This is a genomic window from Streptomyces sp. NPDC007905 (assembly GCF_042959345.1).
GTDB lineage: Bacteria > Actinomycetota > Actinomycetes > Streptomycetales > Streptomycetaceae > Streptomyces.
Genome location: NZ_JBIBKS010000011.1, coordinates 49,331 through 63,082, shown reverse-complemented (window position 1 = coordinate 63,082; position 13,752 = coordinate 49,331). Strand labels below are relative to the sequence as shown.

Below are 13,752 nucleotides of genomic sequence, written 5' to 3'. Positions count from 1 at the left end.
CCCCCGCAAGGGCGGCCGCACGGGGAGCGCGGCGCGGCTCGGGCTCATGGCCCTGCCCGTCGCGTTCTTCGCGGTGTTCTTCGCCTGGCCGGTAGCCGCGATCGTCGCGCGCGGGCTGAAGGTGGACGGCGCCTGGCAGTTCGGGCGGATGGCGGACATCGTCACACAGCCGGACATCCGGCACGTGCTGTGGTTCACCACCTGGCAGGCCCTCGCCTCCACCGTGCTCACCCTGGTGTTCGCGCTGCCCGCCGCCTACGTCTTCGCCCGCCTCGACTTCCCGGGCAAGCAGTTGCTGCGGGCTGTCGTCACGGTCCCGTTCGTGCTGCCGACCGTCGTGGTCGGTGCGGCGTTCCTGGCGTTGGTCGGGCGCGGCGGGCTGCTGGACGAGCTGTGGGGCGTACGGCTGGACACCACGGTGTGGGCGATCCTGCTGGCGCACGTCTTCTTCAACTACGCGGTCGTCGTCCGTACGGTCGGCGGGCTGTGGGCCCAGCTCGACCCCCGGCAGGAGCAGGCCGCCCGGATGCTCGGTGCCTCGGCCCGGACGGCCTGGCGGAAGGTCACCCTGCCCGCCCTCGCACCCGCCGTGGCGGCCGCCGCGCTGATGGTGTTCCTGTTCACCTTCACCTCCTTCGGTGTGGTGCAGATCCTCGGCGGGCCCACCTTCTCCACCCTCGAAGTGGAAATCTACCGGCAGACCTCCGAGGTCTTCGACCTGTCCACGGCCGCCGTCCTCACCCTCGTCCAGTTCGTCGCGGTCGGTGCGATCCTCGCCGTACACGCCTGGACGGTACGGCGCCGGGAGACCGCCCTGCGCCTGGTGGACGCCTCCGCCACCGCACGCCGGCCGCGCGGCGCCGGGCAGTGGGCGCTGCTCGCCGGGGTTCTCGCCACCATCGCGCTCCTTCTTCTCCTGCCGCTCGCCGTGCTCGTACGGCGCTCCCTCGACGCGCCCGGCCTCGGCTACTACCGGGCACTGACCGACTCCGACGGCGGCACCTTCCTCGTGGCACCGCTGCACGCCGTGTGGACCTCGCTCGAGTATGCGGTGGCCGCCACCGCCATCGCCGTACTGATCGGAGGTCTCGCCGCCGCGGCGCTGGCCCGCAGGGATGCGGGACGGCTGGTGCGCGGCTTCGACGCGCTGCTCATGCTGCCGCTCGGCGTCTCCGCCGTGACCGTCGGCTTCGGCTTCCTGATCGCCCTGGACAAGCCCCCGCTGGACCTGCGCCAGTCCTGGATCCTGGTGCCGCTCGCCCAGGCGCTGGTGGGTGCGCCCTTCGTCGTACGCACCATGCTGCCCGTGCTGCGGGCGGTGGACGGACGGCTCAGGGAGGCAGCGGCCGTGCTCGGGGCCTCACCCTGGCGGGTGTGGCGGGAGGTCGACCTGCCGCTGGTGCGGCGGGCGCTGCTGATCGCGGCCGGGTTCGCCTTCGCCGTGTCCCTGGGGGAGTTCGGGGCGACCGTGTTCATCGCGCGGCCCGACAACCCGACGCTTCCGGTCGCCGTCGCCCGCCTGCTGAGCCGGCCCGGAGACCTCAACTACGGGCAGGCGATGGCCCTGTCCACGATTCTGATGGTGGTGTGCGCGGCCGCGCTGCTGGTCCTGGAGCGGCTGCGCACCGACCGGACGGGGGAGTTCTGATGCTGCTGAGCCTCGAGGCCGCGACCGTGCGCTTCGGCGGGCGGCCCGCGCTCGACGCGGTCGGTCTCGACGTCGCCGAGCACGAGGTGGTGTGCGTGCTCGGGCCCAGTGGCAGCGGCAAGTCGACGCTGCTGAGGGCCGTGGCCGGGCTGCAGCCACTGGACTTCGGGCGGGTGCTGCTCGACGGCCGGGACCAGGCGGGCGTGCCCGCGCACCGGCGGGGTGTGGGGCTGATGTTCCAGGACCACCAGCTCTTCCCGCAGCGGGACGTCGGCGCCAACGTGGCGTTCGGGCTCAGGATGCACGGGGTGCCGAAGGGCGAACGGGACGCCGAGGTCGGGCAGTTGCTGGAGCTGGTCGGGATGCCGGGGGCCGCCCGGCGGGCCGTGACCGGGCTGTCCGGTGGTGAGCAGCAGCGTGTGGCCCTCGCGCGGGCGCTCGCGCCCCGGCCCCGGTTGCTCATGCTGGACGAACCCCTCGGCCAGCTCGACCGCTCGCTGCGGGAACGGCTGGTGGTCGAACTCCGCGAACTCTTCGGCCGGTTGGGTACCACCGTGCTCGCCGTCACCCACGACCAGGGCGAGGCGTTCGCGCTGGCCGACCGGGTGGTGGTGATGCGGGACGGCCGTATCGCCCAGTCGGGGACGCCGCTGGAGGTCTGGCAGCGGCCCGCGGACGAGTTCGTGGCCCGTTTCCTCGGCTTCGACAACGTGGTCCCCGCGACGGTCGCCGACACGGCCGCGGACACTCCGTGGGGCAAGCTGCCCGTGCCCGACGGCTCGCCCGAGGGGACCCGGCAGCTGCTCGTGCGGCCCGCCGGAGTACGGCTCGTGGCGGCCGACGAGGGCCTGCCGTGCACGGTGGCCGCCCGTACCTTCAAGGGCACCCATGTGGCCGTGCGGCTCCAGCCCCGGGACGGTGGCCCACGCCTGGAGGCGGCCTGCGCGCTGCGGGACGCGCCGGAGGTCGGGGACGCGGTGGGCGTGGAGTTCGAGGTGGCCGAAATCCTCGTGCTCGGGTGATCACCGCGTGCCTAGGGTGAGGTCATGACCTTGCTCGCACATGACCGTTACTGCGACGAAATCGCCCATCAGGTGGAGCAGTTGAGGGCGGTGCTGGTTTCCGGTACGGACCTCGCCGCCACCGTGCCGACCTGCCCCGACTGGTCACTGGAAGACCTCGTGCGCCACATGGGAGGCGCCCTGCGCTGGGTGGACGCCCTGGTGCGCGGCCGGGCGCAGGAGAACATCCCGCACGACCGGGTCCCGCTCGGTGCGGGTCCGCGGGAGCGGGGCGACGCGGCTGCCCTGGACAAGTGGCTGGCGGAGGCCGGCGAACTGGTCGTCGACGCGCTGCGCGAGGCCGGACCCGACACCGCGGTGTGGGCATGGGCCGGGATCCCGGACTCCGGCTTCTGGGCCCGGCGCATGGCCCACGAGATCACCGTCCACCGCGCCGACGCCACGCTCACGGCCGGGCTGCCCTACGAGGTCGCGCCCGACATCGCCGCGGACGCGCTGGACGAATGGCTCCAGCTCGTGGAGTGGGTGCAGCGCAACGCGGCCCACCCGGCCGCCGCCGAGCTGCGCGGATCCGGCCGCACCATCCACCTGCACGCCACCGACACCGGCCCCGCCCTGAACGCCGAATGGATCGTCGAGCTGGGCGAGGAGGGCGTCCGCTGGCGCCGCGGCCACGAGAAGGCCACCGTCGCCCTGCGCGGCCCGCTCACACCGGTCCTGCTCGCCTTCTACCGGCGGCTGCCGCTGGACGCCCCCGGCCTGGAGGTGCTGGGCGAGCGGGAGGTGCTGGAGTTCTGGCTCGAGCGGACCAACTTCGGTTGAAGCGGGGCGGACTGCCTGTGGTTGAAGCGGGGCGGACCGCCTTCGGCCGCACACGACTGCGGCCCGTCCCCCGGGGATACGGGGACGGGCCGCAGCGGTGTACGAGCGGTGGTACGCAGTGAGGCGTCAGCTGCTGCTCTTGGCCCCACGGCGGCGCATGCCGAAGTAGACCGCGCCACCGCCGACGACGACCAGGGCACCCGCGGCACCGGCGATCAGACCGGTGTTGGAGTTGGCACCGGTCTCGGCGAGGTTCGAGTCACCGGCCGGGGACGGCGCGTTGCTCGGCGCACCCGCCGGGGCGGAGCTGCTCTCGGAGGCCGACGGAGTCGGGGTCGCGGTGGTCTTCGACGGCTTCGGCGTCGGGGTGGCCGGCGTGGGAGTCGGCGACTCCTCCTTCTTGCAGGCCGTGGACGGGGTCACCAGATCGGGCTTGATGTCCTGGTCGACCAGGTGACCGGCCTTGACGTGGACGCGGTAGGTCGCGTTGGGCTTCCAGTCCTCGGAGAAGGTGACCGTGGCCCCCTCGGCGGTGCCCTTGACCTCCTGCGGCTGGCCGACCTGCGTCTCGACGCCGGCGTCGCTCTTCAGGAACACGGTGATGACGGCCGGGGTGCCGGAGGCGTCCTTGTCGGTGACGACGATGGAGCCCTTGGCGCCGGTGCACGTGGCCTCGGCGGAGAACTCGCTGATGTTGCACGCGAGCGCCTGGCCGGCGACCCCGAGGGCGAGTGCGGCGGTAGCGGAGGCAACACCCAGGATGCGCACGGAACGGCGTGCGCTGCGGCGGGTTATGGACAACGGCTGTCCTTTACAGAGTGCAGAACTGCGGGGGGGGTGAGGGGGCGACGGGACGACGGATGAGGTGAGGTCCCAACACCCCCAAGAGGCTCACAGGTTTATAAGCGCTCCATAAGAAGTGTCAATGCATATGCCCGCCACGGCCGTTGGCTTTACCTGTTTATTAATCACAGAGACGTTTCAACGCCTCCGGAGCCTGCTCGATCCGGTCAACCAGGGCGATACGGGACTCCATCGATCGTCCCCCGGCCAGCGACCGCAGCAGCGGCCAGGCCGGCAGCTCCCGCGTCCAGCGCTCCTCGTCCACGAGCACCATCGGCGTGGGCTCCCCCCGCGACTCGTAGTAGTTCGGCGTCGCGTTGTCGAAGATCTCCTGCACGGTGCCGGCGGCGCCCGGCAGGAAGACCACTCCGGCGGTGGAGCGGGCCAGCAGGCCGTCCTCGCGGATGGCGTTGGCGAAGTACTTGGCTATGTGCGCGGCGAAGGCGTTCGGCGGCTCGTGGCCGTAGAACCAGGTGGGGATGCCCACCGACTCCCCACCGCCGGGCCAGCGTTCGCGCACCTCGAAGGCGGCCCGCGCCCAGTCGGTGACGGACGGCCGGAACGAGGGGGCCTTGGCGAGGATCCGGAGGGCGTCCTCGAGCATGCCGTCCGCGTACGGGGCGGCGTACGCGCCGAGGTTCGCCGCCTCCATCGCGCCGGGTCCGCCCCCGGTGGCGACCGTGAATCCGGCGCGCGCCAGCTCCCGGCCCAGCCGGGCGGCTCCGGCGTATTCGACCGTCCCGCGGGCCATCGCGTGGCCGCCCATGACGCCCACCACCCGGGCGCCGACGAGGAGTTCGTCCAGGGCGTCGGAGACGGCGTCGTCGTGGATCGCGCGCAGCATCGAGGCGAAGACGTCGCCGTCGGACCTGGTGCGCTGGAACCAGGCGTAGGCCCGCGCGTCCGGTGTCGCCTCGTAGCCCGCGTCGAGCGACTCGAACAACTCGTCGGACGTGTAGGCGAATCCGCGGTACGGGTCGAAGGGGAGCCCCGGGACCGGCGGGAACACCAGGGCGCCGGACGCCCCGATGTGGGCGGCCGCCTCGGGTTCCATCGGGCAGCCGAGGAAGACGGCGCCGGTGGTGTCGAGGGTGAGCAGGGCCTTCGTACGGCCAGTCAGATCGATGGCCTGGACGCGGAACCGGGCCAGGGAGCCGTGCTCGGCGACCACCTGGTCGAACTCGGCGAGGGACTCGATCTCGCGGTCGTGGGCGGCTCGGGGCGGCTGGGCGGGTGTCGGATGCACCCGCCCATGCTAGGTCCGGTCGTCGAACTCCCGTCGTCACACTCCCTTGAGGCAGTGGGGGAGCGTGCAGGGCGTCGCGGGGCAGGCGGGAGTCCGACGACAGGGCCCGGGCTCGGGCGTCGGCCGGGGAGGGTCAGCCCTGCACCGCGGCCGGGTCCATCCACATGACCTCCCAGGTATGGCCGTCGAGGTCGTCGAAGGCGCGGCCGTACATGAAGCCGTGGTCCTGGGTCTCGCCGCTCGCCGAGCCGCCGGCCGCGATCGCCTTGTCGACCAGCTCGTCCACCTTCTCGCGGCTCTCCGCGCTCAGACAGATCAGCACCTCGCTGGTCGTGGTCGAGTCGGCGATCTCCTTCTTGGTGAAGGTGGCGTAGTGCTGCCTGCTGAGCAGCATCGCGATGATCGTGTCGCTGATCACGACGCAGGCGCAGTCGTCGGTGCTGAACTGCGGGTTGATCGTGTAGCCGAGTTCCGTGAAGAACTTCTTCGACGCCTCGACGTCGGCGGTGGCCAGGTTCACGAAGATCATCTGCTGGTACATGGGTCCCTCCCGGGGTGCCGTGGCTGCTGTTCGCGCGGATCCGTTCGTGGGGATGGACACCGGGCCGCCGGAAAACTCATCGCCGCGCCGGAGATCTCTTTCGTCCGGCTTCTCAGTGGGCCGACGGCAGCGCCGCCAGGTTGGCGATCGCCACGGTGAGCGGGCCGAACAGGGCGAGCAGGGCGGCCGCGCGGAGGGCGGCGGCGCCGCGCAGCACCGTGGCCGGGGCGCCGAGGCGCAGCAGGGCCGCGGTGGTGTCCGCGCGGCACTGACGGACCTCGTCGGCCGCCGTCAGCAGGGTCGCCACCGTGCAGCCCGTGACCACGAGCGCGCCGAGCGTGGTCAAGGGGCCGAACGAGGGGGCGGGCCCGTCGTACAGGGCGGTCAGGGCGTAGGTGGCGGACGCCACCGCGCAGACCACGCCGAGCGGGCGGCCGATCCGGGTGGCCTCCGCCATGAGGCCCCGGCCGGCCAGCAGCCTGAGGGCACCCGGGCGGACGGACTGGAGGAGGCGCCCGCACAGATGGGTGAGGCCGGGGGAGGCGAGGACGAGCCCGAGGGCCGTGAGGATCCAGCCGACCAGCACGGCGATGGCGCCGACCGGGAGGTAGGTGGGCGCGGGGACGGGGACGGAGCGGCCCGCGTAGGCCTGGACGGCGAGGCCGACGGCGACGATGGCGATACCCCAGGGCAGACCGGCGGGCGCTTCGCCCGGTGGCGGGGGCCCGGTGAGGGCGCCGGCGCCGGCCCCGGCCCCCGCCGGGGTGGCGGGGGCCTCGGCCGCGGTGCGCTCGGCCGAAGGCGGCGGAGCGGTCGGCGCAGCGGCCTCCTGCTGTCGTGCGGGGCCGCGCAACCGCGCCCCGAACCTCCCGTACGCCCCGAACGTCTCCCTGCTGACCGAGTGGCCGTACGCCCCGAATCGGCCGAACGCGCGCGGGCTCCGGACAGTGGGGCGGGGTTCCCTCGGCCGGAGGGCCACCGCCACGGTCGTGGAGGCGAGCGCCGGGACCAGGGACAGCAGGATCAGGGCCCCCGGAACCGGCAGGGGCTGGTCCGCGGCCAGGAACTGTGCTGCCGCGCCGTCGAAGGGCATGCCGGTCAGGTCGCCGCGCAGGAGCAGGAACACGAGCAGCGCCAGCAGCGAGCCCAGCGTGGTGGACAGGGCCGTCGTCAGGGCCGAGACCGCCATCAGGCGGCCAGGGCCCAGGCCGACGGCCGACAGGCCGGGGCGGGGCCGGGTGCCGGGGTCCGTGCGGGCCACCGCGAGCGCGAAGTACACCGTGGCGGCGAGCGGGACCAGGCACCAGGCCAGCCGCAGCACGGCCGCGCCCGGAGTCTCAGGGTGGCCCAGCGCGTACCCCAGGGCGCCGAGCAGCAGGAAGCCGGTGCCGGCCGAGGCCGCCGCCACCAGCAGGCGGCGCAGCTGGACGGCGGGCCGTGCCCCGCGGGTCAGGCGGAGAGCGAGCACGCGGCCCGGCCTTCCGTCTCGGGGGCGTCCGGCAGGTGCACGGTCTTCACGCGCCGTCCGTCCAGCAGGGAGACCGTGCGGTCGGCGAGGGCCGCGGTCTCGGAGTCGTGCGTGGCCAGCACGACGGTGATGCCGTGCGAGCGGGCCGCCGTGGTGAGCGTGCGCAGCACGTGTGCGCGGTCGGCGCGGTGCAGCGGGGCCGTCGGCTCGTCCGCGAAGAGGACCGTGGGCCCGGGGGCGAGCGCGCGGGCGATGCAGACGCGCTGGCGTTCGGCCTGCTGCAGCTCGCAGGGGCGTTTGCGGGCATGTTCGCCGACGTCCAGCCGCTCCAGCCACTCCAGCGCGGCCACCTTGGCCCGGCGGCGGCGGACGCCGCGCAGCATCAGGGGCAGCGCGGCGTTCTCCCAGACGTTCAGCTCCGGTACGAGCACGGGAGCCGGGTCGATCCAGCCGAACCGGTCGCGGCGCAGCCGCGCCCGGGCCGGCGGCCCCATCGTGTGCACGGGCACGCTGTTGAACCAGACCTCGCCCCTCTGCGCCGGGACGAGACCGGACAGGCACCTGAGGAGCGTGGTCTTGCCGCTGCCGCGCGGGCCGCCGATGGCGAGGATCTCGGCCTCCCGCACGCCTAGCGAGACCCCGGCCAGGCCGGGTGATCCGTCGTCGTGCCTGAAGTGCAGGGAGTATGCCCACAGCACATCGTTGTCCGGCCGAGCCTCCATCGGCGTACACCTCGGTTCTGATCCGTTTTCCCGTGCCTGATCCCCCGTTAGGCGGAACGAAGGCTGGGCCGATCGGTCACTGGAACGCTAGGCAGCCGTCACGGGGAGGCCGGACAGCACACGGCCCCGGGCCGCCGTTCTCACTCGAACGGACGCCACCGGGGCCGGTGTCGATCATCCAGTCGGATGATCAGAGCTTCGTCCACGCCTCCGTGAGGGTGGCACGCAGGATCTGCTCGATCTCGTCGAAGGTCTCCTGGGTGGAGATCAGCGGCGGGGCGAGCTGGATCACCGGGTCGCCGCGGTCGTCGGCACGGCAGTACAGGCCGTTGTCGAACAGCGCCTTGGAGAGGAAGCCGTACAGGACGCGCTCGGTCTCCTCGTCGTTGAAGGACTCCTTGGTGTGCTTGTCCTTCACCAGCTCGATGCCGTAGAAGAAGCCGTTGCCGCGGACGTCGCCGACGATCGGGAGGTCGTGCAGCTTCTGCAGGGTCTGCAGGAAGGCACCCTCGTTGTCCAGCACGTGCTGGTTGAGGTTCTCGCGCTCGAACAGGTCGAGGTTGGCGAGACCCACCGCGGCCGACACGGGGTGCCCGCCGAAGGTGTAGCCGTGCAGGAAGGTGTTGTCGCCCTTGTAGAAGGGCTCGGCGAGGCGGTCGGAGATGATGCAGGCGCCGATCGGGGAGTATCCCGAGGTCATGCCCTTGGCGCAGGTGATCATGTCCGGGACGTAGCCGAACTTGTCGCAGGCGAACATCGTGCCCAGGCGGCCGAAGGCGCAGATGACCTCGTCCGACACGAGCAGGACGTCGTACTGGTCGCAGATCTCGCGGACGCGCTGGAAGTAGCCGGGCGGAGGCGGGAAGCAGCCGCCGGCGTTCTGCACCGGCTCCAGGAAGACGGCCGCGACCGTCTCCGGGCCCTCGAAGAGGATCTGCTGCTCGATCTGGTCGGCGGCCCAGCGGCCGAAGGCCTCCGGGTCGTCACCGAAGATCGGGGCGCGGTAGATGTTGGTGTTCGGGACCTTGTGCGCGCCCGGCACCAGCGGCTCGAAGGGGGCCTTCAGAGCCGGCAGGCCGGTGATCGACAGGGCGCCCTGCGGGGTGCCGTGGTAGGCGACCGCACGCGAGATGACCTTGTACTTGGTCGGCTTGCCCTGCAGTTTGAAGTACTGCTTGGCGAGCTTCCAGGCGGTCTCGACGGCCTCGCCGCCGCCGGTGGTGAAGAAGACCTTGTTGAGGTCGCCCGGCGCGTGGTCGGCCAGGCGCTCGGCCAGCTCGACGGCCTTGGGGTGGGCGTAGGACCACACCGGGAAGAAGGCCAGCTCCTGGGCCTGCTTGAAGGCGGTCTCGGCGAGCTCCGTGCGGCCGTGACCGGCCTGGACCACGAACAGACCCGCGAGACCGTCGAGGTAGCGCTTGCCCTTGTCGTCGTAGATGTAGGTGCCCTCGCCCCGGACGATGGTCGGGACGGGGGAGTGCTCGTACGAGGACATGCGGGTGAAGTGCATCCACAAGTGGTCGTACGCGGTGCGGCTGAGGTCCTTCTGGCTCACGGTTATCGGGTTCCCCACATGTAGGTCTGCTTCTTCAGCTTCAGGTAGACGAAGCTTTCGGTGGAGCGCACGCCGGGCAGGGCCCGGATGCGTTTGTTGATGACGTCCAGCAGGTGGTCGTCGTCCTCGCAGACGATCTCGGCGAGGATGTCGAACGAGCCCGCGGTCATCACCACGTACTCGACTTCCGACATGCCGGTCAGCGCGTCCGCGATCGACTCGACATCGCCCTCGGCGTTGATCCCGACCATCGCCTGCCGGCGGAAGCCCACGGTGAGCGGGTCCGTGACGGCGACGATCTGCATCACGCCCTGGTCCAGCAGCTTCTGGACGCGCTGGCGCACAGCCGCCTCGGACAGGCCCACGGCCTTGCCGATCGCGGCGTACGGCCTGCGGCCGTCCTCCTGGAGCTGCTGAATGATGGCGAGGGAAACGGCATCCAGCTGGGGGGTGCCGTTCCTGGACTCGCGGGAGGAGTCCCTCTGGTCTGCGCTTCGACTGGCCACGAGCTCACTGTGCACGACGTCTCGACAGTTTCGCAAGGTCGTGGCGATGAAATTCGTTGTTTACGAGTATGAGACTTGCGGATTTCGCAGAACGGGTGCCGATAGGGGTGTTGAAAACGTGGGTGTGCCGATTAGGGTGGGTGTCTCAGCGACTGGACAGCCGCACCGGGCTGGCCGCGCTGCACAGCGTGAATCTTCGAACCAGATCAGGAGGCCGGCAGTGAGCACCGAGCTGCGTGGGCTGCGCACACTCCGGAATTACATCGCCGGTGAGTTCCGGGACGCCGCCGACGGACGGACCACCGAGGTGGTCAACCCCGCGACGGGCGAGGCGTACGCCACCGCTCCGCTGTCCGGGCAGGCCGACGTGGACGCAGCGATGGCTGCCGCCGCCGCGGCCTTCCCGGCCTGGCGCGACACGACCCCCGCCGAGCGGCAGAAGGCCCTCCTCAAGATCGCGGACGCGTTCGAGGAGCGCGCCGAGGAGCTCATCGCGGCCGAGGTGGAGAACACGGGCAAGCCCACCGGGCTCACCCGCTCCGAGGAGATCCCGCCGATGGTCGACCAGATCCGCTTCTTCGCGGGTGCGGCCCGGCTGCTCGAGGGCCGCTCGGCCGGCGAGTACATGGACGGGATGACCTCGATCATCCGCCGCGAGCCGGTCGGCGTCTGCGCGCAGGTCGCGCCGTGGAACTACCCGATGATGATGGCCGTGTGGAAGTTCGCCCCGGCGATCGCGGCGGGCAACACGGTCGTCCTGAAGCCGTCCGACACCACCCCGGCCTCCACCGTCCTCATCGCGGACATCATCGGCTCGATCCTGCCCAAGGGCGTCTTCAACGTCATCTGCGGCGACCGTGACACCGGCCGCATGATGGTCGAGCACGACACCCCGGCGATGGCCTCCATCACCGGATCCGTACGCGCCGGCATGTCCGTCGCCGAGTCCGCCTCCAAGGACCTCAAGCGGGTCCACCTGGAGCTGGGCGGCAAGGCCCCGGTCGTCGTCTTCGAGGACACCGACATCGCCAAGGCCGTCGAGGACATCTCCGTGGCGGGCTTCTTCAACGCCGGCCAGGACTGTACGGCCGCGACCCGCGTCCTCGTCCAGGAGTCCATCCACGACGAGTTCGTCGCGGCGCTCGCCAAGGCGGCCGCCGAGACCAAGACCGGTCACCCGGACGACGAGGACGTCCTCTTCGGCCCGCTGAACAACCCCAACCAGCTCAAGCAGGTCTCCGGCTTCATCGACCGCCTGCCGGCGCACGCCAAGGTCGAGGCGGGCGGCCACCAGGTCGGCGACAAGGGCTACTTCTACGCCCCGACCGTCGTCTCCGGCCTGAAGCAGGACGACGAGATCATCCAGAACGAGGTCTTCGGCCCGGTCATCACCGTCCAGTCCTTCTCGGACGAGGACCAGGCCGTGCAGTGGGCCAACGGCGTCGAGTTCGCCCTCGCCTCCTCGGTGTGGACCAAGGACCACGGCCGCGCGATGCGCATGTCCAAGAAGCTCGACTTCGGCTGCGTGTGGATCAACACCCACATCCCGCTGGTCGCCGAGATGCCCCACGGCGGCTTCAAGAAGTCCGGCTACGGCAAGGACCTGTCGGCGTACGGCTTCGAGGACTACACGCGCATCAAGCACGTGATGACGTCGCTGGACTCGTAGCACTGGACTCGTAGCAGCCGGGCAGGCCCGAGCGGCCCCCGGACGGGACACCTCCCCGTCCGGGGCCGCTCTTCGTCACTCCGCTGCCACGCACTGCAGCCCGGAGGAGTGACCGGCACTGATCGACAAGGTGTCGGGCCGGCGCCGGCGTACTTGACGCAGCGTCGATTGCCGGTACGGGGGCCGGGACGGCATCCTTCCGGGGTGCCCCAGACTTCCTCGCCCGCAGTCCCCGTCTCCCGTCGCTCCCTGCTGCGCGCACTCGGCGGCACGGCCGCGCTCGGCGTCCTCGCCGGCTGCGGTGTGCCCGCCGCGTACGTCGGGCCCGGCGACCGCGCCGTGACCGACGAGTCCACGGCCGACCGGAAACTGACCTGGGCGAACTGGCCGTTGTACATCGACACCGACGACGACAACCCGAACAAGCGGCCCACGCTGGAGGCCTTCGAGAAGCGCACCGGCATCTCCGTCGACTACGTCGAGGAGATCAACGACAACGACGAGTTCTTCGGCAAGATCAGCCCCGCGCTGATGAACCACCAGTCGACCGGCCGCGACCTGATCGTCATCAGTGACTGGATGTGCGCGCGGTTCGTGCGGCTGGGCTGGGTGCAGCGGATGGACCGCGCCCACCAGCCGAACGTGGCGAAGTACCTGGACCCACTCCTCCGCTCCCCGGCCTTCGACCCGGGCCGCAGGTCCACGGTGCCCTGGCAGTCCGGCATCACCGGGATCGCGTACAACCGCCGCAAGCTGGGCCGCGAGATACGGCAGGTGAAGGACCTCTGGGCGAGCGACCTCAAGGGCCGTGTGACGTTGCTGTCCGGACTCGACGAGGCGTTCGCGCTGCTGATGCAGGGCAACGGCGTGGACATCACCAAGTGGACGGCGGCCGACTTCCACCAGGTCTGCGACCAGGTGGAGCGTGAGGTCCACCGCGGCCAGATCCGCCGCTTCACCGGCAACGACTACACCAAGGACCTGGTCAGCGGAGACGTCCTCGCCTGCCAGGCGTACTCCGGCGACGTCATCCAGCTCCAGGCGGACAACCCCGACATCCGCTTCGTCGTCCCCGAGGAGGGCGCCGAACTGTGGTCGGACTCCCTGATGATCCCCAACCGGGCCCGCCACAAGGCCAACGCCGAGCGCCTGATCGACTACTACTACGACCCCGAGGTCGCCGCGAAGCTCGCCGCCTGGGTCAACTACGTCTGCCCGGTCCCTGCGGCACGCGAGGTGCTCGCCGCAGCCAAGGACAAGGACGCCGCGGCCCTCGCCGACAACCCCCTGATCTTCCCCGACGGCACGATGCGCAAGAGGCTCGCAATCGCCCGGGACATCACGTCCACGCAGCGCGCGGAGTTCGCGAAGCGCTGGAACAGGATCGTGGGGCTCTGAGGCGTCCCGCTGGTTGCGTGTGACGAGGATTTTTGGTTGGCACAAATCAGGGATAGTTGGCACCAGCCAGCGGCGTGCGTCTGCGCAGGGAGTGGATATTGAGATCCGTAGCTTCGGCGCGGATCGACGAGGTCCTTGTTCCCGCGCCTGTCGGAGGCACCTCCCAGGTGGGTCGGCGTATAGGGTCCTACCCGCGCGTGCGGTGTCGGGTGGCGGGAGAGGGGGCTGAGGGTGAGCTTGTCAGGTTCGCATCTCCAGACCCCGCCAGTTGAGAGGGTTAGCGAGATTCGACATGTTCGCATCCGCACGGGC

12 protein-coding genes are annotated in these 13,752 nt (G+C 71.1%); 5 read left to right on the top strand and 7 right to left on the bottom strand.

Features of this window, described 5'->3' with window-relative positions; genetic code table 11:
• The first annotated feature begins 46 nt into the window (after positions 1-46).
• The 3 genes from ACFZDC_RS20665 to ACFZDC_RS20655 are packed head-to-tail and all read left to right on the top strand — an operon-like array spanning position 47 to position 3,492.
• A complete protein-coding gene (locus ACFZDC_RS20665) occupies positions 47-1,648 on the top strand; it encodes an ABC transporter permease subunit (protein WP_391325753.1) in 1,602 nt (533 codons plus the stop codon).
• On the top strand, positions 1,648-2,670 hold the full coding sequence (locus ACFZDC_RS20660; protein WP_391325751.1) for an ATP-binding cassette domain-containing protein: 1,023 nt from the start codon (positions 1,648-1,650) through the stop codon (positions 2,668-2,670). Before ACFZDC_RS20665 ends, ACFZDC_RS20660 begins: the two co-directional genes overlap by 1 nt.
• Before the next feature lie 24 nt (positions 2,671-2,694).
• Positions 2,695-3,492 (top strand): maleylpyruvate isomerase family mycothiol-dependent enzyme, encoded by a 798-nt coding sequence (locus ACFZDC_RS20655; protein WP_391325749.1) that lies wholly within the window; start codon positions 2,695-2,697, stop codon positions 3,490-3,492.
• Positions 3,493-3,618: 126 nt separating this feature from the next.
• Here the strand turns inward: ACFZDC_RS20655 and ACFZDC_RS20650 are convergent, their stop codons facing one another.
• From ACFZDC_RS20650 to ACFZDC_RS20620, 7 genes are all read right to left on the bottom strand, one after another.
• Positions 3,619-4,293, bottom strand: a complete 675-nt coding sequence (locus ACFZDC_RS20650) for an LAETG motif-containing sortase-dependent surface protein (protein WP_391325747.1) — start codon at positions 4,291-4,293, stop codon at positions 3,619-3,621.
• Positions 4,294-4,456: 163 nt separating this feature from the next.
• Positions 4,457-5,581, bottom strand: a complete 1,125-nt coding sequence (locus ACFZDC_RS20645) for an LOG family protein (RefSeq protein WP_391325746.1) — start codon at positions 5,579-5,581, stop codon at positions 4,457-4,459.
• Positions 5,582-5,714: 133 nt separating this feature from the next.
• A complete protein-coding gene (locus ACFZDC_RS20640) occupies positions 5,715-6,122 on the bottom strand; it encodes a VOC family protein (protein ID WP_391325745.1) in 408 nt (135 codons plus the stop codon).
• A gap of 112 nt (positions 6,123-6,234) precedes the next feature.
• On the bottom strand, positions 6,235-7,590 hold the full coding sequence (locus ACFZDC_RS20635) for a hypothetical protein (RefSeq protein WP_391325743.1): 1,356 nt from the start codon (positions 7,588-7,590) through the stop codon (positions 6,235-6,237).
• Positions 7,572-8,312 carry an ATP-binding cassette domain-containing protein gene (locus ACFZDC_RS20630; RefSeq protein ID WP_391325741.1) on the bottom strand — a complete coding sequence of 247 codons (741 nt, stop codon included), beginning with the start codon at positions 8,310-8,312 and terminating at the stop codon, positions 7,572-7,574. The genes ACFZDC_RS20635 and ACFZDC_RS20630 overlap by 19 nt, the downstream gene beginning before the upstream one ends.
• Positions 8,313-8,502: 190 nt before the next feature.
• Positions 8,503-9,885 (bottom strand): aspartate aminotransferase family protein, encoded by a 1,383-nt coding sequence (locus tag ACFZDC_RS20625; RefSeq protein ID WP_391325739.1) that lies wholly within the window; start codon positions 9,883-9,885, stop codon positions 8,503-8,505.
• Entirely contained in the window at positions 9,870-10,388 is a 519-nt protein-coding gene (locus tag ACFZDC_RS20620) for an Lrp/AsnC ligand binding domain-containing protein (protein ID WP_391325737.1), read from the bottom strand. The genes ACFZDC_RS20625 and ACFZDC_RS20620 overlap by 16 nt, the downstream gene beginning before the upstream one ends.
• Positions 10,389-10,593: 205 nt before the next feature.
• On the opposite strand from ACFZDC_RS20620, the gene ACFZDC_RS20615 reads away from it, so the two are divergent.
• Both ACFZDC_RS20615 and ACFZDC_RS20610 read left to right on the top strand, forming a co-directional pair.
• Positions 10,594-12,042, top strand: a complete 1,449-nt coding sequence (locus ACFZDC_RS20615) for an aminobutyraldehyde dehydrogenase (protein ID WP_391325735.1) — start codon at positions 10,594-10,596, stop codon at positions 12,040-12,042.
• Between the two features lie 204 nt (positions 12,043-12,246).
• Entirely contained in the window at positions 12,247-13,440 is a 1,194-nt protein-coding gene (locus ACFZDC_RS20610) for an extracellular solute-binding protein (RefSeq protein ID WP_391325733.1), read from the top strand.
• Positions 13,441-13,752: the final 312 nt, after the last annotated feature.

Excerpts from the sequence above, each read along its gene's own strand:
- ACFZDC_RS20640 (WP_391325745.1), bottom strand. The coding sequence starts at position 6,122 with ATGTACCAGCAGATGATCTTCGTGAACCTGGCCACCGCCGACGTCGAG.
- ACFZDC_RS20665 (WP_391325753.1), top strand. The coding sequence starts at position 47 with ATGGCCCTGCCCGTCGCGTTCTTCGCGGTGTTCTTCGCCTGGCCGGTA.
- ACFZDC_RS20630 (WP_391325741.1), bottom strand. The coding sequence starts at position 8,312 with ATGGAGGCTCGGCCGGACAACGATGTGCTGTGGGCATACTCCCTGCAC.
- ACFZDC_RS20655 (WP_391325749.1), top strand. The coding sequence starts at position 2,695 with ATGACCTTGCTCGCACATGACCGTTACTGCGACGAAATCGCCCATCAG.
- ACFZDC_RS20660 (WP_391325751.1), top strand. The coding sequence starts at position 1,648 with ATGCTGCTGAGCCTCGAGGCCGCGACCGTGCGCTTCGGCGGGCGGCCC.